Origin of the sequence: Microvirga soli (genome assembly GCF_016734765.1) — a bacterium.
Taxonomy (GTDB): Bacteria; Pseudomonadota; Alphaproteobacteria; order Rhizobiales; family Beijerinckiaceae; genus Microvirga; species Microvirga soli.
Genome location: NZ_JAERQE010000028.1, coordinates 1 through 21,917, shown reverse-complemented (window position 1 = coordinate 21,917; position 21,917 = coordinate 1). Strand labels below are relative to the sequence as shown.

The window sequence follows — 21,917 nt, the reverse complement described above, 5'->3', positions numbered from 1 at the left end:
AGCAGGGTTCATGCCATGAACCAACGCGGCGGACCATGGCGCAAGAAAAAGGCGCCCGAAGGCGCCTTAAACTGTCTTAGCGACGGCGGGGGCTCTTTTCGAGCCAGGCCACCTGGGCACCATCGCCGCGGCGCCCTTCTGAGCGCTGCCCGGCGGGCTTTGCTTGTGCGGGCCGTTGGCCCTGCGCAGGCCGTTGCCCCTGAGCCGGACGCTGTCCTTGTGCAGGACGCTGCTGGTTACCAGCAGGCTGGCCGCCCTGCGGCTGACCGTTGCCCGCAGGCTTGCCACCGCGACCGCGACGACGCTTCGGCCCCCGGTCGGCATTCGGATCGGCGCTGCGCGGCTGGCCATGGCCCTGATGCCCACGGGCATGAGGAGCGGCGCGGCCCCGCGGCTGACCGTTGCGCCCGGACTGCTCGCGGCGCGGCTCGGAAGCCTCGGACACGGCAGAACCAGCGGGAAGACCCTCCGGCAGCGGCATGACCGGCACCTTGAGGCGGGTCAGCTTCTCGATGTCCTTGAGATAAGCCTTTTCCTCGTCGTTGCAGAACGAGATGGCGGAACCGGTAGCGCCTGCGCGGGCCGTGCGGCCGATGCGGTGAACATAGGATTCCGGCACATTCGGCAGGTCGTAGTTGATGACGTGGGACACGCCATCGACGTCGATGCCGCGGGCCGCGATGTCGGTTGCCACCAGAACACGGCACGAGCCGTCGCGGAACCCTGCGAGCGCACGCTCGCGCTGCGGCTGGGATTTGTTGCCGTGAATGGCGGCGCCCGCGATGCCGGCCTTGTCGAGGCCGCGCACCACCTTGTCCGCCCCGTGCTTGGTGCGGGTGAAGACGAGAACGCGGTCGATGCTGGGATCGCGCAGGAGCGTTTCGAGCAGGACCTGCTTGCGGCCGGTCTGCACGAAGATCACGCTCTGCTCCACGCGCTCGGCAGTGGTCGCCACCGGGGTGACGGCCACATGAGCGGGGTTGCGCAGGAATGACTCGGCGAGCGTGGAGATCGTCTTCGGCATGGTGGCCGAGAAGAACAGGCTCTGGCGCTCCTTCGGCAGCAAGGTCACGATGCGCCTCAACGCATGGATGAAGCCGAGGTCGAGCATCTGGTCGGCCTCGTCGAGGACGAGGATCTCGATGTCGCGCAAGGACAGGGCCCTGCGGTCGATGAGGTCGATCAAGCGGCCGGGCGTGGCGACGAGCACGTCGACGCCGTTGATCAGCGCCTTCTCCTGGCGGGAGATGGTGACGCCGCCGAACACCACCTCGGTGGTGAGACGAAGGTTGCGGCCATAGGCCTTGAAGCTGTCGGCGATCTGGCTCGCCAGCTCACGGGTCGGGCTGAGCACGAGCACGCGGGGGCTCTTCGGCTTACGCGGCTTCGGGCTCTCGGACAGGCGGTGCAGGATCGGCAGCGCGAAGGCAGCCGTCTTGCCGGTGCCGGTCTGGGCGATACCGCATACGTCGCGACCTTCCATGGCGTACGGAATGGTCTGGGCCTGGATCGGCGTGGGCTTCTCATAGCCCTCGGCAGTCAAAGCCTTCAGGATCGGCTGGGCCAATCCGAAATCGGTAAAAAGTGTCAAAGGAGGTGTCTTTCGAACGGATACAGTGAGCCGGAAAGCAGGTTCGGCTTCATAAAGCAAAGGCGCTTCAGGGCTCTTTGGGAAACAGCCCGCGTGATGGGGCCGTCTTATGATGGAGCGATTGAAGAAGGGAACCGGGGTCTTCGCTCATGCGAATATCCGTCACGCAGTTCCGCTCAAGCTGCTCGATGATCGAGCGCCGTCGCCTGCTGTGCATATGGGGGCTAAAAACCTATCCGTCAACCGCCAGGCCTGACATAAAGCAGGAATGTCACCCTCCGGCTCCATGTCCTGGCGCATCGTCTCGACCCTTTCGATCACCCATCTGATCTCCTACGGGACGCTGTTCTATGCCTTTGCGCTCCTCATCGAACCCATGGAGCAGGATCTCGGGTGGTCGAAGACCGCCCTGACCGCCGCCTTCTCGCTCGCCCTCATTTCCTCCGCCTTCTTCGCCGTGCCGGTCGGGCGGCTGATCGACCGAGGCTACGGGCGGGCCGTGATGACCGGGGGCTCGGTGCTGGCCGCCCTCCTCCTCGCCCTTTGGGCCTATACGGACAGCTATCCCGTCTTCCTGCTGATCTGGGTCGGCCTGGGCGCTGCCACGAGCGCCCTCTTCTACGAGGCGGGCTTCGCGGTTCTCGCCCTGAACCTCGGCCTTCTGGCCCGTCGAGGCATCACCATCATCACCCTCGTGGCCGGGTTCGCCAGCACGGTGTTCATCCCGCTCCTCCACGTGCTCATCGACCGCTATGGCTGGCGCGACACGATCCTCGTGATGGCAGCCCTGAACATCGGCATCTGCGCCATTCTTCATGCCACAGGCATTCCGGCCGCTCCTGAAAAGCCGACTCATCGGGATGAGAGCCGCACCGTCGCTCCCTCGACCTCGAACCCGCGTCGCGTTCTCGCAAAGCCTGCCTTCTGGCTCTTCGTAATCACCAGTGTTCTCCAGGGGATCATCTCGGTCGGGATCCCCGTTCACCTGATCCCGATCCTCCTCGAGCGGGGATTTTCCATCGAGGCAGCCGTGGCCGCATACACGGTGATCGGACCTGCCCAGGTAGCCGCACGGTTCCTGACCGGTTTCGGAGAGCGGGCCATGAGCCTCAAGGGCATCGGGGTCGTGACCATGGCCATGAGCACCCTCGGCTTCCTGCTGCTCCCGTTCATCACCACGGGATCATGGCTGATTTTCGTTTTCGCCGCTCTCTATGGCGGCTCCAACGGGATGCTGACCATCGTCAGAGCCCTGCTCCCGCCGGAACTGTTCGGGCGTGAGGATTACGGCGCGATCCAGGGCATGATCGCCATGCCGGTCCGGATCACCATGGCCATCGCACCCTTTGCCTTCGGCGCCCTCTGGGCCTGGTGGGGCAGCTACGATGCCGTGATCATCCTGTGCCTGGGCATGGCGGCGTCTTCCCTGGTGGCGTTCGTGCTAAACCTCGCCCTGGTGAAGGAGCCTTGAACAAGTTCAAGAATTCGCTTGCCTTAGGCGGCTAAAGAAACCATCTGCAGGGCACCGGGACGGCCCGGCATGAAGGAAAGACGCATTCCGTGACGACAGTGACAGATCTTCTGATTGTAGGCGGCGGCATCAACGGCGCCGGCATCGCGCGCGATGCCGTGGGCCGGGGCCTTTCGGTGGTGCTCTGCGAGCAGGGCGATCTGGCCGGCTACACTTCTTCCGCCTCCACCAAGCTGATCCACGGCGGTCTGCGCTACCTTGAGTATTACGAGTTCCGGCTGGTTCGGGAGGCCCTGTTCGAGCGCGAGCGGCTGCTGGAATCCGCCCCTCACATCATCTGGCCTCTGCGCTTCATCCTGCCTCATGAGAAGGGCATCCGCCCGGCCTGGTTCGTGCGCCTGGGCCTATTCATGTACGACCACCTCGCACCCCGCAAGAAGCTGCCGGGCACGGAAGGCATCAAGCTCACCCGGCATCCCGCTGGCCAAGCCCTCAAGCCCGGCTTCGACACGGCCTTCGTCTATTCCGACTGCTGGGTCGAGGACAGCCGCATGGTGGCCCTCAATGCCATCGACGCATTCGAGAAGGGCGCCGACATCCGGGTGCGCACCAAGCTCACCACGGCCCGCCGCGACGGCCAGACCTGGGTCGCCACCCTCCAGAACGTGGAGACCGGCGAGACGGAAGAGGTGCGCGCCAAGGTCATCGTCAATGCCGGCGGCCCCTTCGTGGCCGACGTGCTCAACGCCAAGCTGGGCCTCAACACCACCAAGAACGTCCGCCTCGTGAAGGGCAGCCACATCGTGGTGCCGAAGCTCTTCGACACCAAGGAAGCGTTCATTCTCCAGAACACAGACAAGCGGATCGTGTTCGCCATTCCGTATCAGGAGAAGTTCACCCTCATCGGCACCACCGACATCCCGGTCGAATCCGTGCCGGACAAGAAGGTGGAGATCACCCAGGACGAGATTCAGTATCTCTGCAATGTGGTGAACCACTTCTTCAAGCGCGAGGTCACCCCGGCCGAAGTGGTATGGACCTATTCCGGCGTGCGCCCGCTCTTCGATGACGGCTCGAGCAATGCCTCGGCGGTCACCCGAGACTACGTGTTCGACATGGACGCGCCGCAGGGCCAGGCGCCGGTGCTGTCGATTTTCGGCGGCAAGATCACCACCTTCCGCAAGCTCTCCGAGCACGCTCTCGAGGAGCTGAAATCCTACTTCCCCAACATGAAGCCGTCCTGGACCGAGAAGGCCAAGATGCCCGGCGGTGACATGCCGGACGCCGATTTCGACCGCTTCTTCGCCACCATGCGCCAGCGCTGGCCCTTCCTGCCGGAACACCTCGCCCATCGCCTCGCCCGCGCCTACGGCACGCGGATCGAGGAGCTTCTGGGCTCCGCCAAGTCGATGGCCGATCTCGGCGAGGATTTCGGCGCCGGGCTGACCGCCGCGGAAGTCGATTACCTGGTGCGCCGCGAATGGGCGCGCACCGCCGAGGACATCCTCTGGCGCCGCTCCAAGCTCGGTCTGCATGTGCCGGTTGACGCTCCGGCCAAGATCGATGCCTATTTGGCCAGAACAAAAACCGCGGCCGTCGCGGCTCAATAATTCGGGGCAAATTCGGGGAACGTCATGGCTCAGTACGTCGGTGCCATCGATCAGGGCACGACCAGCTCGCGCTTCATCGTGTTCGACAAGGCCGGGAGCATCGTCTCGGTCGGGCAGAAGGAGCACGAGCAGATCTACCCCAGGCCCGGCCATGTGGAGCACGATCCGCTCGAGATCTGGCGCAACACGCAGGCCGTGATCCAGGAAGCCTTGGCGAAGAAGGGGCTGAAACCCCAGGACCTTGCCGCCATCGGCATCACCAACCAGCGCGAGACGACGCTGATCTGGGACAGGCGCACCGGCAAGCCGCTTCATAACGCGCTTGTCTGGCAGGACACCCGAGTCGATGCGATTGTCGAAGAGTTCGCCCGTGACGGCGGCAACGACCGCCTGCGCGAGAAGACCGGCCTGCCGCTGGCGAGCTATTTCTCCGGCCTCAAGCTGCGCTGGCTCCTCGACAACGTACCGGGCGCCCGCGAGAAGGCGCAGGCCGGGGACGTGCTGTTCGGCAACATCGACACCTGGCTGGTCTGGAACCTGACCGGCGGCGTAAATGGCGGCTGCCACATCACCGACGTGACCAATGCCAGCCGCACACAGCTCATGAACCTGGCGAGCCTCGAGTGGGACGATGAGATCCTGAGCCTCTTCAACATTCCGCGCGCCTGCCTGCCGCAGATCCGCTCGTCGAGCGAGGTTTATGGTGAGGCAACCGACAATCTGGCCGGCGTGCCGATTGCCGGCATTCTCGGCGACCAGCAGGCGGCGCTGGTGGGACAGGCCTGTTTTAAGCAGGGCGAGGCCAAGAATACCTACGGCACCGGGTGCTTCATGCTCATGAACACCGGCGAGACCCCCTACCCGTCGAAATGCGGCCTGCTCACCACAGTGGGCTACCGCTTCGGCCAGGCAAAAACCGTCTATGCCCTGGAGGGCTCGATCGCGATTGCCGGCGCCCTCGTGCAGTGGCTTCGTGACAATCTCGGCATGATCGAGAAGAGCCCCGACATTGAGACCCTCGCCCGCAGTGTCGAGGACAATGGCGGCGTGACCATCGTGCCGGCCTTCTCCGGCCTCTATGCCCCGCACTGGAATTCCCATGCCCGCGGCCTCATCGGGGGTCTGACGCGCTACGCCACCAAGGCGCACATCGCCCGCGCGGCGCTCGAGGCTACGGCCTTCCAGACCCGCGAGGTGCTGGACGCCATGACCAAGGATACGGACATCACCGCAACGGAGCTGCGCACGGACGGGGGCATGGTCGTCAACGAGCTGCTGATGCAGTTCCAGGCGGACATTCTCGATGTGCCGGTGGTGCGCCCGAAAGTGATCGAGACCACGGCTCTCGGTGCCGCCTACGCGGCGGGTCTGGCGACGGGTTTCTGGAGCGGAACGGACGAGCTGGTGCGCAACTGGGCCGTGGACAAGCGCTGGACCCCGGCTATGGAGGCCTCCCGCCGGGAGCGCCTGAACGCCCTCTGGAACAAGGCTGTGTCACGCTCCCTCGACTGGGCAGACTGAAATTCCCGAAAACGAAGCGGCAGGTCCAACCTGCCGCTCATGGCATGAGGCTCAAGCCAGGGCCGCGCGGATCTTCTCAGCCATTGCTGCGAGCACGTCCGGCTTCTCCATCTGGCCCGTATGGGGCTTCAGCGCCACGCCCTCGAAGCGGGGGATGACGTGGAAGTGGATGTGGAACACCACCTGCCCGCCTGCGCTCTCGTTGAATTGCTGGACCGTCAGCCCATCGGCCGAGAGCGCAGCCTTGGTCCCCCTGCCGACGACCTGCACCGCCTTCGCGAGCTCCGCGAGATCGTCCGGCTGAATGTCGAGGATGTTACGCGCTTTCACCTTGGGGATGACCAGAACATGCCCGTCGCCGCGGGGCATAACATCCATGAAGGCCAGGACCCGGTCCGTCTCGTAGACCTTGTGGCACGGCAGCTCGCCGCGAAGGATCTTCGCGAACACGTTTTTGTCGTCGTAGCTCATCCCGTCCTCTAATTCTTCGCCGTTTCTTCAGAGCGCTCGGAGCAGCGCCCTGTCTCTTATACCGGGGCAGGCAACCAGATCGCCACTCCCCCACCCGCACAATCATGAATTCCAGGACGATTCGAATTCGTGCCGCGGTTTGGGCTCGAGCAGACGATCTTCTATGACTTACCTTCGATCACCCATCTATTGGCAAATATAGATGCGTTTCCCCACCTGTATCGGGGCAAGCACCTTCTTAGCTCTTATTCCTATCGACAAGATGTTGCCTTGTTTCCAGAGGCCCAACATTTGCCGCAAGCAGGCCAATTCGTGAGGCCGGAATTATTTCGCAAAATTTTTTGCAAAGGTTGGCCCTTCCTAACCGGAACCATCGATTCAGCGAGCGGTTGATGATGCACGAACACCACTCGATTAGGAGGCATAAATGGCAGGTGGTTCGACCTCGAAGCGTGGCTTCGCGTCGATGGATTCCGACCGGCAGCGTGAAATCGCCAGCAAAGGCGGCAAGAGCGTTCCCGCCGAGAAGCGGTCTTTCTCACAGGACCGTGAACTCGCCTCGGAAGCTGGCCGCAAAGGCGGTCAGGCCTCGGGCAACACCCGTGGCAATCAGGAATAACGCTTTCATCAGCTGAAATCATCAAAGGGGCCGCTCAGCGGCCCCTTTACTTTTATTGATCAATTGAAACAATTATTTACTGATGTCTGAAGCTGAATTCAGCACGCGTCAAAGCTGTCTCCACGAGAACTTCTTCAACTTCTCCAATGCCTGTGATGGCTCGGAATTCGGAAAGCCCCGGAACTTCGAACGCCACGGCACCGAGATCGATCTGCCGCACCAGATCTCCTGCCAGGGCCGCCATGAAATCGAGCGACACGATGTCGAGATAACGAGCAGCCTCGAGCGCCACCTCCGAGGACGGATCGCGTGAGGCGCCAATCAGGGTTAGGAGAGAATACTCGTCCAGGCTTCCATGCCTGGAGCCAACTGGCCTGTGGATGAACGATCGTCCACGCTGCCGGGTGAGCGCAAAGGCGAGAAGGAGCGCGTCCGAGACAATTCCTTTTGCAGTTTCGGCCTGGGTATAGGTCGACAGCGCCTGCTCAGGTCCATCGAGCATGGCCAAGTCGTAATGGTCCTCGAGGCGATTCAGCGAGCGGAACACATCGATGACCGGAACGACGCTCGGGTGGAGCAGAACCGCCACGGGACCGGCGGCAAACGGGATGGACGATACTTCAACCATAAAGGAAAACCTTAGAACTGCTGATCGTTCAGATGCCTGAACTAACCCCGGTCGGCACCACATGCGGCCAAGCGGGGACAACGAGATGACGCCTCAGCATCAGGGGACAGGTCACATCGTCCTGGTGACAGACGGAAATCATGCCGCTGAGCATGGAGGCTACCGACAGCTTGTCCCTGGATGGAGAGCTTGAAGTCAGCCTGGAGAACTCATCCGGCAGTTCTTCCTGGCATAAGACGGCATCCAGTTCGTTCGTCGCAGTCATGGTTTCCTCCGCATCCTGCTTACGGCAACGTATGCCTCGAACCCCGGTTCCTTGTGCGTCAACAGGTCTGGATCGCCGCGGAAGATCGCGCTGAAAGAGGCGAAAGATTTTTTGAGTTTCCTTGGAACTGGATAAGACCGGGGCCGTTATGCTGGTAACCGGTCCGAATGCCCCCTTGGACTGGCACCTTTAAGGCGCAGCTTTATGGCTGCGCCTTTTATTTTGCCCTAGCGCTTGGCAGTCACAGACATGAAAGCGGCGCCTGGGTTTCCCCAGACGCCGTTTCGGTCTTCAGCCAAGCAGCAGATTACTGCTTAGGTGCCGTCGTGGTTCCCGACTGGCCGGCAGAACCGGTGGTCGAGTTATTGCCATCCTCATCAAAGGCAGGAGCGGCCTGCAGCTGATCCTTCGTCATGCGCAGAACCACACGCTCAGGCTGGTTCTGGTTGCTCGAGGCGTTGCTGGCCGTCATGTTGGTCGAAGCAGCTGTGCCGGATCCAGCCGTACCGGCGCCGGTCGCAGTGGTGTTGCCCGTCGTGGTCGAGCCTGTCGTCGCGACGCTGTTGTTGTTGCCACCAGCGCTGCTGTTCGCGGCCTGAGCCTGCTGGGCGCTCTGGAACTCGAGGGCGTTGAACGGAACGGCTACATCCTTCTCGCCGATGCCGAGGAAGCCGCCGACGCCAACCACGGCCGCCATGATCTGGCCGTTGCGGTCCATAATGACGTCGTTGATGTCGCCGATCGATTCGTTATTGGAGCCGACCACCTTGGTGCCGATCAGATCGGACGCCATGACATGATTGGACTCCATCTTGGTCATGAATTGACCCTGCATGCCGCCGCTCTGGCTCATGGTCGATGAGGACTGGCTCATCGTCGACGACGAACCCGAGGCACCGGGCTGCATGGCCGGCGAGCCGGTCGACGTGGTGCCGGTGCCGGATGCAGCCGGACGGTCAGTCGGGGCCGAGGGAGTGGTGGAGGTCTGTGCAAAGGCGGGCGCAGCCGCGAAAGCCGTCACTACAAGGCAAGCTGCCATATGCTTCTTCAGCATTGCTTATTTCTCCTGAGAGTACATTAAATCGCGTTAAGCGCCAAAGTGCGCGAGGGTTAAACGCCCGGCATGAGCAACCGTTCCGAACATTGTCTTATTCAAGGCAATGTGAACGGCCCGTTCAACATTACAGCTTAATGTGAATACTTGTTAATATTTGTTATAATAACAAATCTTCTTTGCCGCCTCTTGGGGGAAGCAGCAGCACCAAGCCTAATAGTGGGAACCACCGCGGAGACATTTGGTTCCTCGGCTATACAGCCAAGACCTGCCATGAGGATCCATTGCCTTATGTGGCGCCTGTCTCATGATGCGGAAGGCTGCGTCTTGTAAGGGCGCTTCACTCTTCCGCGCTTGTCAGGAGAGCGACTGCTGCAGCGACACCAAGCAGAGGCTCGGCATCCGGTCGGCGCTGGCCTTTGCCAGGGGACTGACATCGCCGAGGCAGCCGACCGGCTTGCGGGCTTTCGGCTTCTGCTCACGGGGAACTTCGATGCCCTCCCGCTGGCTGACCGGATGCTGGGCAGCGGGAGCCCGGACGTTTTCCTTGAGAGTGACCACAGGCAGGTCCGTATCGCGGGCGTAGGTGGTCGTGCCGGAATGAGGATCGGACTTATAGAGCACCTTCCCGTCCCGGTCGCGAAGGATCACCGTTGCCTGGGTGACGCCGACGAGCTCAACGATCGACACGGTTGCGGGATTTGTGCTCGGAACCGGGGCAATCATACGATCACCCTTGGTTGATGCGTTCATGCCCTGGGGCAGCGCAGCATCGGCCAGAACTTCGGATTGCGCCTGATAGGAAGCAGGAACGAAGCTTCCTGCAACGAAGAAAATTCCAGCCAGTCCTACCAGTGCTACAGGGATACGGAACATCCCTCTCTCCTGCTCTTCAAACCTCGACGCTTCAAAAATTCAACGCGACCGTATCTTTGATGTTCCTGCATCCTTCCGTAGGAGAGGAGAATAAAAAGAGGGATAAAAAGCCTGGAACCTTTGTTTTCGATAGGACGTTCTTAAGGTACCGGCCTCCTGGTCCTCCCCGCATTCCCCTTGTGCATTGGCCGGCACCTTAGACGGGCTTTAGAGCCCGTCTTTTTTTGCGTCCAATACATCAGCACAAAAGAATAGCCCGGCCTTTAAGCCGGGCTATTACTATTCAGGTTGGTATCCGTTTGGTCTTATGCCGTCGCAGCGCGCGCCTCGCGCCTGCGGGCGCTCTGCTGGAAGAACAGGGCTTGGCTGATGACGGCGGATACGTTCGCCGGCTGGAACGGCTTGGCAATCAGGAACGCCGGCTCAGGGCGTTCGCCCGTGAGGAACCGCTCCGGATAGGCCGTGATGAAGATGACCGGGACCTCGAAGGACTTGAGGAGGTCGTTCACCGCGTCGAGGCCGGAGCTTCCGTCTGCCAGCTGAATGTCGGCTAGGATCAGGCCGGGCTGCTTGGCGGCAGCCAGCTTGACGGCTTCCGTCCGCGTGCGGGCGACGCCAGTGACGTTGTGGCCCAAGCCTTCGACAAGAGCCTCAAGATCCATAGCGATCAGCGGCTCGTCCTCGATGATGAGGATGTCGGTCGCCATATCGGCCGCAAGCTCACGGCCCGCTTCGTCGACGAGGTCGCGCACGGTTCGCGTGTCGACATCGAGGATCTGGCCGACTTCCTCTTCTCCAAAGCCTTCGAGGCAGGAGAGAAGAAAAGCCTGACGGGGAAGCGGTGTGATCTGCCCGAGGCGGACCTCAGCCGGCAGGTCGCGCTGAATCTGCTCGCTCCGACCGTTCACCGACAGGGAGTTCCAGATCCGGGTGAACACCTGGAAGAGCTCGACCTTCACGTTTCCGGAAGGGCCGATGGTCTCAGGCTCGCTCACAAGCGTCTCGAGGGTGGCAGCCACATAGGCATCACCGGCCATCTGACTGCCTGTGAGTGCGCGCGCGTAGCGACGAAGGTATGGTAAGTGCTGGACGACAAGCTGGGCTGTCGACATTCGCTTCCCCTTAAACTGTGCTTTTGACTCGTTGTACCGATGGTTCGTTCAACGCGGCAAAGCTGCAAAAGTTCCGTCGAATGGAACCGGGTGCAGCAATGAGCGTTATTGCTCGAAAACGAATATATGGATACTGCCAAGGTTGGCTACCCCGGATAAACGAGGGGTGGCAAGGGGACGAATATGACGGTTGATAAGGGGAACAAGCTTGCTCGGGCCGGTCTCGAAAACGGCCCAGATGGAACGCTTGCAACCGATCCTAAACTCGACAGCGGCAGCCAGAAGCGCATCGGCGACCAGCTCCGCGCCATGTACGACGAACTCATGCAGCAGCCTGTGCCCGACCGTTTCAGAGACCTGCTCGACCAGCTGGACAAGAACGGACAAAAGGACAGGTCTCAATGACCTCAGAGCCTGAACCCGAATTACGGGAGGCTCTTCTCGCGGCGGTCCCCAGCCTCCGCGCCTTCGCCATCTCACTTTCGGGTCAAGTCGACAGGGCCGATGACCTTGTTCAGGACACGCTCCTGCGAGCCCTCTCCAACCTGCATCGGTTCGAGCCCGGCACGAACTTGAACGCGTGGCTCTTCACCATCCTGCGCAATCTCTTCCACTCCGAATACAGAAAACGCCGACGTGAGGTCGAGGACCCTGACGGCTCCTATGCCGGACGGCTGAAGGTTCAACCCGAGCAAGGCTCTCACCTTGATTTCGAGGATTTCCGCAGCGCCCTCGCCCAGCTTCCCTCCGACCAGCGCGAGGCCCTGCTGCTGGTGGGAGCATCGGGCTTTTCCTATGAGGAAGCCGCGAACATCTGCGGCTGCGCCATCGGTACCGTCAAGAGCCGCGTCAACCGGGCGCGCCTGCGGCTCGCCTCAGTGTTGAATGTCACTGACATCGACGATCTTGGCCCCGACAGCATGACCCGGGCAGCCCTGCAGGGCTGATCCAGATAGACCCCAATGACAAACGCCGCCTTTGAAGGCGGCGTTCGACGTCAATTATGCCGTAGCGGCATCACATAGGGCTGCGCCCACGCAGCAGACCGATGACGGCCGAGATCGCGAACAGCACGATGGCAACGAAGAAGATCAGCTTCGCGATTTCCACTGCGGTGCCGGCGATGCCCCCGAAGCCGAACAGAGCTGCGACGAGAGCGATGATGAGAAAAGTGACTGCCCAACCGAGCATGGTGTTACCTCACTAAGATGACAATCGACTGTAAGCCGACGATGTTCAAATAACGCCAAGCGCGACTGTAAGGTTCCACCGTAAGCGACTTATCAAACCCGTTCATCAGTCGTTCAAAAGTAATCCTCCAGGCTTTTATTCGTATGGAACTCGGCTTCCCGCCACACGTTTTTAAAAACACTTGGGAGAGATGACCAATGAATCGTCCTGTTGCCCTTCGTGCACTTTTCATCTTTGCAGTTGTTGCTGTCTTTGCAGCGATCACCGGCGTGGCTTCTCATGTCGAGATCGCGGAAGTTCTGTTTCTGATTGGTGGCTCCCTCTCGGCCATCATGTTGCTCTTCGTGCTCATGACGCCTTCGCATAGCCCGGTTCCGGTGCGCGTGCGCCGCAGACGCTGACCTCTCCCACAGCGCCACAGAATTGGGCGGCTCGAAAGAGCCGCCCTTCTTGTTTCAGGCCTCTGTGGGATCGCCGCCATTCGGGTGCAGGACCGAGCCAGTGATGTAGGAAGAATCCTCGGACGCCAGGAACAGGTAGGACGGCGCCACCTCATTCGGCTGGCCAGGGCGCTTCATGGGCGTATTGGCGCCGAACTGCTTCACCTTCTCGGCCGGGAATGTCGAGGGGATCAGCGGCGTCCAGATCGGGCCCGGCGCCACGCCGTTCACGCGAATCCCCTCCCCGGCGAGCTTCTGTGCCAGTGAACGCGTGAAAGCGACAATCGCGCCTTTGGTGGCGCTGTAGTCGAGGAGGTCGCCGCTGCCGCGATAGGCCGTCACCGACGTGGTGTTGATGATGGCGGTTCCCTTCTTGAGATGTGGCATCGCCGCTTGAACCATGTAGAAATAGCCGAAGATATTGGTGCGGAAGGTGCGGTCGATCTGATCGGGCGTGATCTCCTCGATCTCCTTCTTCGGGTGCTGCTCTGCGGCGTTGTTGACCAGCACATCGAGCTTGCCGAAGCGCTTGATTACCTGATCCACCGCCGAGCGGCAGAAGCCGGGATCGCCCACATCACCCGCGATGGTCAGGCACGAGCGCCCTTCCCGCTCCACAAGGCGCTTCGTCTCCTGCGCATCCTCGTTCTCGTTCAGGTACATGATCGCGAGATCGGCGCCCTCGCGGGCAAACAGAACGGCCGTCGCGCGCCCGATGCCGCTGTCGCCGCCGGTAATGAGGGCAACCTTGCCCTGCAGCCGGTTGCTGCCCGGATAGCGCGGCTCGTAGTCGGGCCGCGGGTTCATCTCGGTCTCGTGGCCGGGCTGCTGGTCCTGTACCTGAGGCGGCAGGGTCTGTTTCTGGTCGGAGCTCATGTGACATCCCTAGTGCGGAAAGAATGCGAGCCGCCGCCGGCCATCATGGAACAGGCCGGACTAAATGAGGAAGCCCGCGTTGAAGCTCAACGCGGGCTTTAAAAGCGTGTTCCTGGGATTGCTGGCTAGTGCACGGTCTCGGTGCGTTCTGCCGTGCTCGATGTCATGTTCAGGAGATGGTAGAGGATGATGGCCCCGAAGGTCGCCGTCCCGATGCCGTCCAGGGTGAAGCCAGCCACGTTCAGCTTGAAGTTGCCGGCGCCCAGGACCAACGCCACCGCCACCGTGATCAGGTTGCGCGGGTTCGAGAAGTCGACCCGGTTCTCCACCCAGATCCGCCCGGCGGTCGCGGCGATGAGGCCGAAGACCACAATGGAGAGGCCGCCGAGCACAGGCCCGGGGATCGTGCCGATAAAGGCGCCGAACTTAGGGGAAAGGCCGAGCAGCAGCGCGAAGGCCGCGGCGATGAGGAAGACCAGCGTGGAATAGATCCGGGTCACGGCCATCACGCCCATGTTCTCGGCATAGGTGGTCATGCCCGTGCCGCCGGAAGCCCCTGACAGCATGGTGGCAATGCCGTCGCCCATGAAGGCGCGGCCGAGATAGGGATCAAGGTTGCGACCCGTCATCGCCCCGATAGCCTTGATGTGTCCGAGGTTCTCGGCAACCAGGATCACCGCCACTGGGGCGATCAGGCTGATAGCGCGCACGTCGAAGACGGGGCTCTGGAAGGATGGCAGGCCGAACCAAGCCGCCGCCCCGATCTTCGCAAAGTCGATCGGCTGGCCGAGGCCCAGCAGGTTCGCGCAGATGAAGTAGATCAGGTAGCCGAGCACTCCGCCGACCAGCACCGGCAGGCGGCGCCACATCCCGGGGGCATAGACCGCCACGAGACCAACCGCCACCACGGTGGCAAGCGCGATCCAGCGGGCGAAGTCGCTGCCGTTCTGGTTGTCGGGCGTAACCCCAGAGGCGCTGTTGATCGCAATCGGCGCAAGCACGAGACCGATGGCGGCCACGATGGCACCCGTCACCACCGGCGGCATGAGGCGCTCGATCCAGCGGTGTCCCGCCATTTGCACCACGAGGCCGATGAGGAAATAGAGCGCACCGGCCGCGATGATGCCGCCGAGCGCCAGGGGAATGTTGGGATTGGGGCTGCCCACGCTCGCGCCGGTCGCGACGAGGACGGGACCGATGAAGGCGAAGCTAGAGCCGAGATAGCTCGGCACGCGGCCACCGACCACGACGAAGAAGATCAGCGTCGCAATGCCGGAGAACAGGATTGAGACGTTTGGATCGAAGCCCATCAGGATCGGTGCCAGCACGGTTGCGCCGAACATCGCCACCACGTGCTGCAGGCCGACGACCACCATCTGGCCGGTCGGCAGCCGCTCGTCCGGCATGATGACCCCTTCGGTCTTCAAGCTCCATCGCGGCAGGAAACTGTCGGTCATGATTACACCCCCAAGTATGACGTCTTCACTCTGTTACCTGGGGCTGCACCGTAGACTTAGCGCCTGTGGAATGGCTAGGTGCGATAAGGACTTATTAACCGGCGCGATGACCCAGATTCTGGACAAGTGCCGTTTTGAACGGCAAATCTCGGACAATAAACCTCGCGAGGGATCACGATGCGCAGGGACCATGACTTACCCACAGGCACGGTGCACAGCCTCTGGATCGAGAGCGATTGCCTTAAAGGTAACCTGCTCGGTGATCCCTCCCGGCGCCGGATAGACGTCTATGTCCCTGCGGGCCACGATGGCCGGGACCTGCCGCTCCTCGTCGATCTCGTCGGCTATACGGCTGGCGGCCCCGCCCACACCAACTGGAAGAACTACGGCGAGAGCGTGCCCGAGCGCCTGGACCGGCTGATCGGCACCGGCGCCATGCCGCCGGTCGTAGTGGCCTTCCCCGACTGCTTCACGCGCCTTGGCGGCAACCAATATGTCGACAGCTCCGCCATGGGCCTCTGGGAGACTTTCCTGATCCGCGAGATGCTGCCCCTCGTCGAGGAGCGCTTCAGCTGCGGCGGCAACGGACATCGGGGCGTGTTCGGCAAGAGTTCGGGCGGGTACGGCAGCATGGTGCATGCGCTTCGCCATGGCGGCTCCGTCTGGTCAGCCGCGGCCTCGCATTCAGGCGATGTGGGATTCGAATACCTCTATCACCTGGGTGAATTCGCCGGAGCGCTCCGCCATCTGGTCGATCACGGCATGTCCATCGAGGCCTTCATGCACAAGTTCGAGGCCGGACCCAAGGCAAAGGACAAGGACTGGCACACCCTGATGCTGCTCGCCCAGGCGGCGAGCTTCGACCCCGACCCGAGCCAGTTCTACGGCATCCGCCTGCCGGTCGATCTTGAGACCTGCGAGATCATCGAGGAGCGCTGGGCCAATTGGCTGCGCTGGGACCCGCTGCGCATGGTGGACGACGCGAAGCACCAGGCGAACCTGCGCGGACTCAAGGCCTTCTACATCGATTGCGGCGACATCGACCAATACAACATGGTCTATGGTTCACGGATCATGCGGCGGAAACTTGAGGCCGCAGGCATCACCCACACCTACGAGGAATTCCACGACGACCATTCCTCTGTCGATTACCGGATGGACATCAGCCTGCCGCTTCTGGCGAAGGCGCTGACTTAAGGGCGGGGCTTACGCGCCGCCGGGCTCGTCCTCGGTGGGCAGTTCGCAATGGTTGTGAACGTGGGTGGCCGCCACCGCCGCATGGCTCATGCCAACCACGATCTGGTCGAGCCCCCGCACAATGTCACCGGCCGCATAGAGGCCTTTGACCGTGGTCTGGCAATGGCTGTCGACGATCAGGCTGCCCGTCGGGTCGTGCTCGGCGCCTAAGGCGATGGCGAGATCTGAGCGATACTTGAGCCCGAGTGCCGAATAAAGCACGTCGAAGCGATGCTCCTTGCCGGCGACATTCACGGCGGAGATCCGGTCGTTCTCTAGGGCAAGAGACTCGACCGGAGCCTCGACCACCTTGATCCCGTGCTCTTCGAGCCTCCCCTGCTGCTCAGGGTCGAGTTCCAGGTTCTGACCCAACGTCAGCAAGGTCACATCCTGGGAATAGGTGCGGGCGATGAAGACCGCCTCCCCGATGCCATGAGCCCCATAGGCGATGACGGCGATCTTCCGGTCGCGGGATTCGTAGCCGTCGCAGATTGGGCAGTAGCGGACGAGGCCGCGCTGGACGGCATTGGGCACGTCCGGCAGGTCGGGCTCGATATCGACCGCTCCCGTGGCGAGCACCACCCGGCGCGCGGCGACCTGGGCCGTGGAGCCGTCATTGCCCTCCACCACGGCAATGAAACGGTCGGGCTGCTTGCTTAAGCCTGTGACACGCCCCGCCTGGATTCTGGCTCCATACTGCTCGAGATTGGCCTGGGCTCGGGCGAGGATATCCCTGCCGGAGATCCCCTCAGCGAAAACGGGAATGTTGTGGCTCGTCGGGATCCAAGCCGCCCGGGGCGTCCCGCTGTCCACCACTGTGAAGCGGCGCTTGAAACGAGCCAGATACAACGCCGTCGTCAGCCCCGCCGGCCCGCCGCCGACGATCAGACAATCCAAAATATCCCCGTTAGCCGCCATTCCCTCTCCGATCTTCCTGCTGGTGCCACCGGAGGCACAACACGTAAGCCGAAGAAAAGATCAGCTGGGTTCAGGCATTGCAGCATGTCGAATCACAGAGTGACCACGGCAGGTGCATTTGGCTTCGTTCTGCCAAAACCGGTTTACGATCTCTCAACGCACAACAACGAGATCAGGCACTCAGAGGCAAGAAGGCAGGAGCCTCCATCGGCTCAACGGAACCTTTCACCCGACCGGCAGTTGACGTAACGTCAATTAACGTTATATCGTTAATTATCTGTTTGGGAGGTTCCAGCATGAATGATGGTCGAGGTCCATCCACTCATCCCTTACATCTACATACTGAACTTCGGTATGCCATCCGCTCGGCTCGCGCCGTTGTTGAGGCTCTAATTGCCCGTGACAGCAACGCCGCCGAAGACGCGGCTCTGCGCACATGCCGCGATTGCGATCTCCTGATCCGCCTGATCCGGGACCTTGCGCTGTTGCTGCAGGATCCGCTCACCCAGCGCTTCGGATTGGATCCCAGAACGACGGCTGATCTCGTCCGTCGTGCAGACCGCGTGCTTGACCTTGTGGACGCTTGGCCGTCTCGGGAGCTGCCTTCGGCCCCACCGGGCAGGGACCAGGACGGCGAAACCGGTCAGGCTCGTCAAGAGTGCGATGGCCCCTCTGCAAGCCAGACCCTCGATGCCGCGTTGCTGTCCGCGCCTCATGCCTTCCCAGGGCTCACCGTCGCCTCAGTCGGGCTGCGGGTTCGGCTCGTTCCGTATGAGGTCGATGGCAGCACCAGCTCACTGGCCGAAGAGCAGAAGGACAGCGCACCGGCCCTGGCAGCGGACAAAGCCCCTCCTGATGCCGTCAACGACTGAGGATTGTGGGGATGCCTCTTGTTGAACCATCAGAACTCGGGACGACCCAAAGGTCTCGGCTCTCGCCACGAGTGCGGCTTGCCATTTGGGAAAGGGCCAAAGGGATCTGTGTGCTCTGCGAGCGACGCATTGATGGTGTTCGCGAGCGCTGGATCATCGAGCACATTCGGGCGCTGGAACTGGGAGGCGCGGACGAGCCCGACAACATGGGCCCTGCGCACGAGTCGTGTGCAGCGGCCAAGACGCGCAACGATCATCATCGTGCTGCCAAAGCCAAACGGCAGAAGATCCAGCATCTGGGCGCTGCAAAGACCAAACGCCCCCTCCCCTGCGGAAGACAGAGCCGTTGGAAGAAGAAGATAGACGGTACCATCGTGCCACGGCGATAACGCTCCGTCTCATCAACAGGTTCGCCTGCCGCAATCCCACGAGCGCAGCGGCAATCCCAGACGATTATCCCTTAGCCCAGTTTTCGATTGTGAGGCCATCCACCCGCTGAAACTCCTTCTCATTGTTGGTAACCAAGATCATCTCGAGGCTCTTGGCATGGGCGGCGATCCAGAGATCGTTGTTGCCGATCAATTCGCCGCGACCAGCCAGATCGGATCGGATGGTCCCATAGGTCTCGGCCGCATCAGCGGCCATCGGCAGGACCGGGATCAGGGCTATCAGCTCTTCCAAGATCATCATGGCCTTGTGGGGATCTGGGCTTTTCCGAACCCCATAGGCCAGTTCACCGAAGGTAATGACGGAGATCGCCGTCGAGCCGGGAGGCAGTATCTTAAAGCGCTCCATGACAGCTTGCGGCCGCTCCCGGCGAATGTAGATGCAGATGTTGGTGTCGAGAAGATAACGGGGTCGAGCCATCAGAGCCCCTCGCGCTCCTGCGGCGGACCATCCTCACGCTCGACGTCCGGAAGATCACACAGCAATTCGAACGCGCGGGCCAGAGTTCTGGGTTTCTCCCGCAGGACGATTTCGTCGCCCCGCCAATAGATCTCGACCTCATCACTGGTCAGCCGAAACTGCTTTGGTAATCTAACAGCTTGACTGTTGCCGGACTGGAAAACCTTTGCAGTGGCCATCTTGACCCCCCGTATATACACATAAGTATATACCTCTTTCAGTGCAGTTCAAGATGCGCCTGGTGCTGGTCAATGCATGCTCTCGATCCACGGGGCGCCGGGGCGGGTTCGGCAATGCCTCAGGCCGGACTCCGGCTCAGGAGCCGCCTGCCTTCGGCGGCAGCGGAGGAGGACACCGACGGCTCACTCAAAGACCTAGTCAGATCACGCACCGCGAACTTGCGGCGTGAGAGGGCGCGGCGCTCGTAGCGATCGGCACGGTTCAATTGGTCCAGCAAGGCCGCCACGCACCCATCGGGAGCGTCCTCCTTCATCTGGTTCACAAGATCCTGCAGCAGGCTTGCCCGGATGGAACGCGCACGCAACAGGTCGATTTCTGCTTCGATAATCGGGAGAAGTTCCGGCGACTGCTCTTGGGTTGTCTCCAACTCGCCGAGCAGATCCTGCACGAGCTCTCCGACGATGCTGGCATGGGTAGGGTCCCGGCCTGCGGCCGCGAGTCCATGCTTAAGGGCGTTGCGGCTTGCGCGAGCGCGCCCGGTTGGACTGCGGGGACCGGTGCTGTTCTGGGCGTTGCGCCGGTTGGCCTCTTGTTTCCGGATTGATCCCATCGACTGTAACCTCAGTAAACTCGGCGTCCTCAATCTCCTCCTCCGCATGGTGCAGGGTTGAGTTCCGGTACCATTCAAGATCTCGGATTGCTGCGTCGCGCAGAGCCTCGGCGCGGGTTCGCTGGCGAACAATCTGTTCCAGGGACGCGCCGTGCTTCTGATAGGAAGCGAGAAGCGTCGTCCGTGCTGCAGCGCGATCTGCCTCGGATGCCGATATTGGCTTGCTACGGCGCGGTGCTGTGCCCTGGCCTTCGGGTAGCCCGGCGGGTTGGCGGATAGACGTCAGCATGGCTGTCGCGGTTTGGCTCGCATCTTCCTGTTTGGGACCCGCCAACAGGCACGCCTCGATCATCCGGCAACGTTGGATCTTCCAGATCTCATCGATGATGGTTTGAACGAACGAAGTCTCGATGGCATCACATGGCCTGGTATCGGCAGTGATCGCTTGGTGAAGCGCCTGATAAGCCTTGTGATCCTCGCCCTGGGCGAGCGTCAAGCCTGCTGCAGATGCCACGGATCTCCGCCAAGGGTTGGTACGCAAACGGGTGCGGGTCATCGGGAAGGCTCTCGTGCTGTACCATCTGCCGTCATTACGACGCGGCAGGTTCCATGGATGAGGCGCGGCTTCTCCCTGCCTTGCGGGCTCAAACGCGTCGGGCCGCGCGGTACTGCTCCAGTTCCTGGAGAACCGATCGGCGTCGGGCTTCCAAGATCGCGATTGTGCGCCCGATCCGATCAAGCTCGGCGCTGTGGTGGATAAAGGACTGAGCGATGTCATTCGGATCGGCTGGACGACTTTGTGAGACTGAGCTCTGAGGATCAGTGGCAAGGTACTCCTCTACGATCTTGGCAAATTGTGCCCTGATCTCTGGAGTATTCGTCCGGTGGTCTAGCCCCCGCTCCTGAGCCCAGCTATAAATAGCAAGGCCGGCATATGCCTCTGCCAATTGCCTCTCGATTGCGTCGTGGGTGCGGTCCGCATTACGAGCGTGCGCCTCAAGAAGTCCGGCCTCAACCTGCCTTAGCCGCTCGATCTCTAAGGTCTGATCGACGAGGTCCTTGGCCCAGAATGCCTCGATCGAATCCTTTGGCTTCAAGGTTGCGAGCATATCGGCGAGATGCTGCCTGTATGAGTGCTCGTCATCCCCAGCGGGCGTGGGAAACCGCTCGAAGAGCTTGCGGGCCGCAGTTGGAAGCGAGGGAGGCAAGACGAGAGGGTTGCGCTTTGAACTCATATGCCACCTCGGAAACAAGGCTCAGGTCTCGTTTAGGCTGATAAACGCGCAAGTTCGATCTTTGTTCTGATTTTCAGGAGACAGATCATGTGACCGGCGGAGCACAGTGTGTCTCGAGACATGCCCAAGGAAAGCCGCGAGCTATTCGTCAACCGGACCGGAGACAGCCTTGATCCGGGACGTCAGCACCAACTTATAGTTTGATACAGCGTCGAGCGGCCGGCTCCTAAGCAACGTGGGACCGCCAGAATTTCCGTGTATGGGCCGGGTTCATCATCTCAGCCTGAAACGGCCTTCGAAGAGAATGGCAAACTGGGCTTTCGCCATGCTCCACTCCCGGGGCGGCATCTTCCACTCTTTCTGGGTCTGCCTCAAGACCAGGAACACCAGCATCTGCTCCACATAAGCCTTGAAGATCTCGCCCCGCATGGGCCCGTCCACGACGAGTGGAGCGACGATCCCGCTCTCCCGCAGGCCCGCCACAAAGGTTGTGATGAGCCAATGTCCGTGCGGCACCGCATCGACCACCCGCTGCCTGCGCGGCGCCCTGCCGTAGCGCCGGGTCATGGTGGTGGCCGTGCCCGTCTCTTCCAGGAACACAAAGCGGCTGGCATCCATGAAACGCTGCCACACCCGAAAGCGGCGGCGCTCCTGGGCTATATCTGTCCGGTCTTGCTCGACCGCCCGGAGCGTCTTTTTTTCTAGGACGGCAAAGCTAGCTGGCAGGCCTGCTGTTCGAGAGCCGCCAGGTAGGCAGCGGGATCGTGTCGAAAGCGGG

General features: G+C 61.6%; 25 protein-coding genes and 1 pseudogene. 10 read left to right on the top strand and 16 right to left on the bottom strand.

The window, feature by feature from the left end:
- Window positions 1–76: 76 nt before the first annotated feature.
- Window positions 77–1,591, bottom strand: a complete 1,515-nt coding sequence (locus JKL45_RS19965) for a DEAD/DEAH box helicase (protein WP_201863335.1) — start codon at window positions 1,589–1,591, stop codon at window positions 77–79.
- 268 nt (window positions 1,592–1,859) lie between these two features.
- On the opposite strand from JKL45_RS19965, the gene JKL45_RS19960 reads away from it, so the two are divergent.
- From JKL45_RS19960 to glpK, 3 genes are all read left to right on the top strand, one after another.
- Window positions 1,860–3,062: an MFS transporter gene (locus JKL45_RS19960; protein ID WP_201863334.1), complete on the top strand. Its 1,203-nt coding sequence runs from the start codon at window positions 1,860–1,862 to the stop codon at window positions 3,060–3,062.
- An 89-nt stretch (window positions 3,063–3,151) separates the two neighbouring features.
- Entirely contained in the window at window positions 3,152–4,672 is a 1,521-nt protein-coding gene (glpD, locus tag JKL45_RS19955) for a glycerol-3-phosphate dehydrogenase (protein ID WP_201863333.1), read from the top strand.
- A 24-nt stretch (window positions 4,673–4,696) separates the two neighbouring features.
- Window positions 4,697–6,193: a glycerol kinase GlpK gene (gene glpK, locus JKL45_RS19950; protein WP_201863332.1), complete on the top strand. Its 1,497-nt coding sequence runs from the start codon at window positions 4,697–4,699 to the stop codon at window positions 6,191–6,193.
- Between the two features lie 51 nt (window positions 6,194–6,244).
- Here the strand turns inward: glpK and JKL45_RS19945 are convergent, their stop codons facing one another.
- Complete coding sequence (locus JKL45_RS19945; protein WP_201863331.1) at window positions 6,245–6,664, bottom strand: HIT family protein; 420 nt, start codon at window positions 6,662–6,664, stop codon at window positions 6,245–6,247.
- Window positions 6,665–7,091: 427 nt separating this feature from the next.
- Here JKL45_RS19945 and JKL45_RS19940 point away from each other — a divergent pair, with 427 nt between their 5' ends.
- Window positions 7,092–7,283, top strand: coding sequence for a con-10 family general stress protein (locus tag JKL45_RS19940; protein ID WP_009494027.1), 192 nt, complete (start codon window positions 7,092–7,094; stop codon window positions 7,281–7,283).
- Window positions 7,284–7,359: 76 nt separating this feature from the next.
- Here the strand turns inward: JKL45_RS19940 and JKL45_RS19935 are convergent, their stop codons facing one another.
- The 4 genes from JKL45_RS19935 to JKL45_RS19920 all read right to left on the bottom strand — a co-directional run bounded on the left by JKL45_RS19935 (window position 7,360) and on the right by JKL45_RS19920 (window position 11,218).
- Window positions 7,360–7,911: a hypothetical protein gene (locus tag JKL45_RS19935; protein ID WP_201863330.1), complete on the bottom strand. Its 552-nt coding sequence runs from the start codon at window positions 7,909–7,911 to the stop codon at window positions 7,360–7,362.
- Between the two features lie 572 nt (window positions 7,912–8,483).
- Window positions 8,484–9,230 carry a PRC-barrel domain-containing protein gene (locus JKL45_RS19930; RefSeq protein WP_201863329.1) on the bottom strand — a complete coding sequence of 249 codons (747 nt, stop codon included), beginning with the start codon at window positions 9,228–9,230 and terminating at the stop codon, window positions 8,484–8,486.
- A 357-nt stretch (window positions 9,231–9,587) separates the two neighbouring features.
- Entirely contained in the window at window positions 9,588–10,106 is a 519-nt protein-coding gene (locus JKL45_RS19925; protein ID WP_201863328.1) for a hypothetical protein, read from the bottom strand.
- Between the two features lie 305 nt (window positions 10,107–10,411).
- The gene (locus JKL45_RS19920; RefSeq protein ID WP_036347878.1) at window positions 10,412–11,218 is read right to left on the bottom strand and encodes a response regulator; all 807 of its coding nucleotides are present in this window, start codon (window positions 11,216–11,218) and stop codon (window positions 10,412–10,414) included.
- A gap of 183 nt (window positions 11,219–11,401) precedes the next feature.
- Here JKL45_RS19920 and JKL45_RS19915 point away from each other — a divergent pair, with 183 nt between their 5' ends.
- The gene (locus JKL45_RS19915; protein WP_201863327.1) at window positions 11,402–11,623 is read left to right on the top strand and encodes a NepR family anti-sigma factor; all 222 of its coding nucleotides are present in this window, start codon (window positions 11,402–11,404) and stop codon (window positions 11,621–11,623) included.
- Window positions 11,620–12,165 (top strand): sigma-70 family RNA polymerase sigma factor, encoded by a 546-nt coding sequence (locus tag JKL45_RS19910; RefSeq protein ID WP_201863326.1) that lies wholly within the window; start codon window positions 11,620–11,622, stop codon window positions 12,163–12,165. Before JKL45_RS19915 ends, JKL45_RS19910 begins: the two co-directional genes overlap by 4 nt.
- A 70-nt stretch (window positions 12,166–12,235) precedes the next feature.
- Here JKL45_RS19910 and JKL45_RS19905 read toward each other — a convergent pair whose 3' ends face one another.
- The gene (locus tag JKL45_RS19905) at window positions 12,236–12,409 is read right to left on the bottom strand and encodes a DUF1328 domain-containing protein (RefSeq protein WP_009494036.1); all 174 of its coding nucleotides are present in this window, start codon (window positions 12,407–12,409) and stop codon (window positions 12,236–12,238) included.
- Between the two features lie 197 nt (window positions 12,410–12,606).
- Here JKL45_RS19905 and JKL45_RS19900 point away from each other — a divergent pair, with 197 nt between their 5' ends.
- The gene (locus JKL45_RS19900) at window positions 12,607–12,810 is read left to right on the top strand and encodes a hypothetical protein (RefSeq protein WP_201863325.1); all 204 of its coding nucleotides are present in this window, start codon (window positions 12,607–12,609) and stop codon (window positions 12,808–12,810) included.
- A gap of 54 nt (window positions 12,811–12,864) precedes the next feature.
- Here the strand turns inward: JKL45_RS19900 and JKL45_RS19895 are convergent, their stop codons facing one another.
- Both JKL45_RS19895 and JKL45_RS19890 read right to left on the bottom strand, forming a co-directional pair.
- The gene (locus JKL45_RS19895; protein ID WP_201863324.1) at window positions 12,865–13,725 is read right to left on the bottom strand and encodes an SDR family oxidoreductase; all 861 of its coding nucleotides are present in this window, start codon (window positions 13,723–13,725) and stop codon (window positions 12,865–12,867) included.
- Between the two features lie 125 nt (window positions 13,726–13,850).
- Complete coding sequence (locus JKL45_RS19890) at window positions 13,851–15,182, bottom strand: solute carrier family 23 protein (protein ID WP_201863323.1); 1,332 nt, start codon at window positions 15,180–15,182, stop codon at window positions 13,851–13,853.
- Between the two features lie 177 nt (window positions 15,183–15,359).
- Between JKL45_RS19890 and JKL45_RS19885 the strand changes: the two genes are divergently transcribed.
- Window positions 15,360–16,379 (top strand): alpha/beta hydrolase, encoded by a 1,020-nt coding sequence (locus JKL45_RS19885; protein WP_201863322.1) that lies wholly within the window; start codon window positions 15,360–15,362, stop codon window positions 16,377–16,379.
- Window positions 16,380–16,388: 9 nt separating this feature from the next.
- Here JKL45_RS19885 and JKL45_RS19880 read toward each other — a convergent pair whose 3' ends face one another.
- Window positions 16,389–17,336, bottom strand: a complete 948-nt coding sequence (locus JKL45_RS19880; protein WP_201863321.1) for an NAD(P)/FAD-dependent oxidoreductase — start codon at window positions 17,334–17,336, stop codon at window positions 16,389–16,391.
- Between the two features lie 296 nt (window positions 17,337–17,632).
- On the opposite strand from JKL45_RS19880, the gene JKL45_RS19875 reads away from it, so the two are divergent.
- Entirely contained in the window at window positions 17,633–18,208 is a 576-nt protein-coding gene (locus JKL45_RS19875; protein WP_201863320.1) for a hypothetical protein, read from the top strand.
- A gap of 11 nt (window positions 18,209–18,219) precedes the next feature.
- On the top strand, window positions 18,220–18,597 hold the full coding sequence (locus tag JKL45_RS30840) for an HNH endonuclease signature motif containing protein (RefSeq protein WP_376771052.1): 378 nt from the start codon (window positions 18,220–18,222) through the stop codon (window positions 18,595–18,597).
- 64 nt (window positions 18,598–18,661) lie between these two features.
- Here JKL45_RS30840 and vapC read toward each other — a convergent pair whose 3' ends face one another.
- The 6 genes and pseudogenes from vapC to JKL45_RS19840 all read right to left on the bottom strand — a co-directional run.
- Window positions 18,662–19,075 (bottom strand): type II toxin-antitoxin system tRNA(fMet)-specific endonuclease VapC, encoded by a 414-nt coding sequence (gene vapC / locus JKL45_RS19865; RefSeq protein ID WP_201863318.1) that lies wholly within the window; start codon window positions 19,073–19,075, stop codon window positions 18,662–18,664.
- Entirely contained in the window at window positions 19,075–19,293 is a 219-nt protein-coding gene (locus tag JKL45_RS19860; protein ID WP_201863317.1) for an antitoxin, read from the bottom strand. Before JKL45_RS19860 ends, vapC begins: the two co-directional genes overlap by 1 nt.
- 119 nt (window positions 19,294–19,412) lie before the next feature.
- Window positions 19,413–19,742 (bottom strand): hypothetical protein, encoded by a 330-nt coding sequence (locus JKL45_RS19855; RefSeq protein ID WP_201863316.1) that lies wholly within the window; start codon window positions 19,740–19,742, stop codon window positions 19,413–19,415.
- Window positions 19,743–19,800: 58 nt separating this feature from the next.
- Complete coding sequence (locus tag JKL45_RS19850) at window positions 19,801–20,418, bottom strand: hypothetical protein (RefSeq protein WP_201863315.1); 618 nt, start codon at window positions 20,416–20,418, stop codon at window positions 19,801–19,803.
- A gap of 130 nt (window positions 20,419–20,548) precedes the next feature.
- The gene (locus JKL45_RS19845; RefSeq protein ID WP_201863314.1) at window positions 20,549–21,139 is read right to left on the bottom strand and encodes a nucleoside triphosphate pyrophosphohydrolase family protein; all 591 of its coding nucleotides are present in this window, start codon (window positions 21,137–21,139) and stop codon (window positions 20,549–20,551) included.
- A gap of 273 nt (window positions 21,140–21,412) precedes the next feature.
- A pseudogene (locus JKL45_RS19840) lies at window positions 21,413–21,917 on the bottom strand (hypothetical protein); the annotation flags it as partial.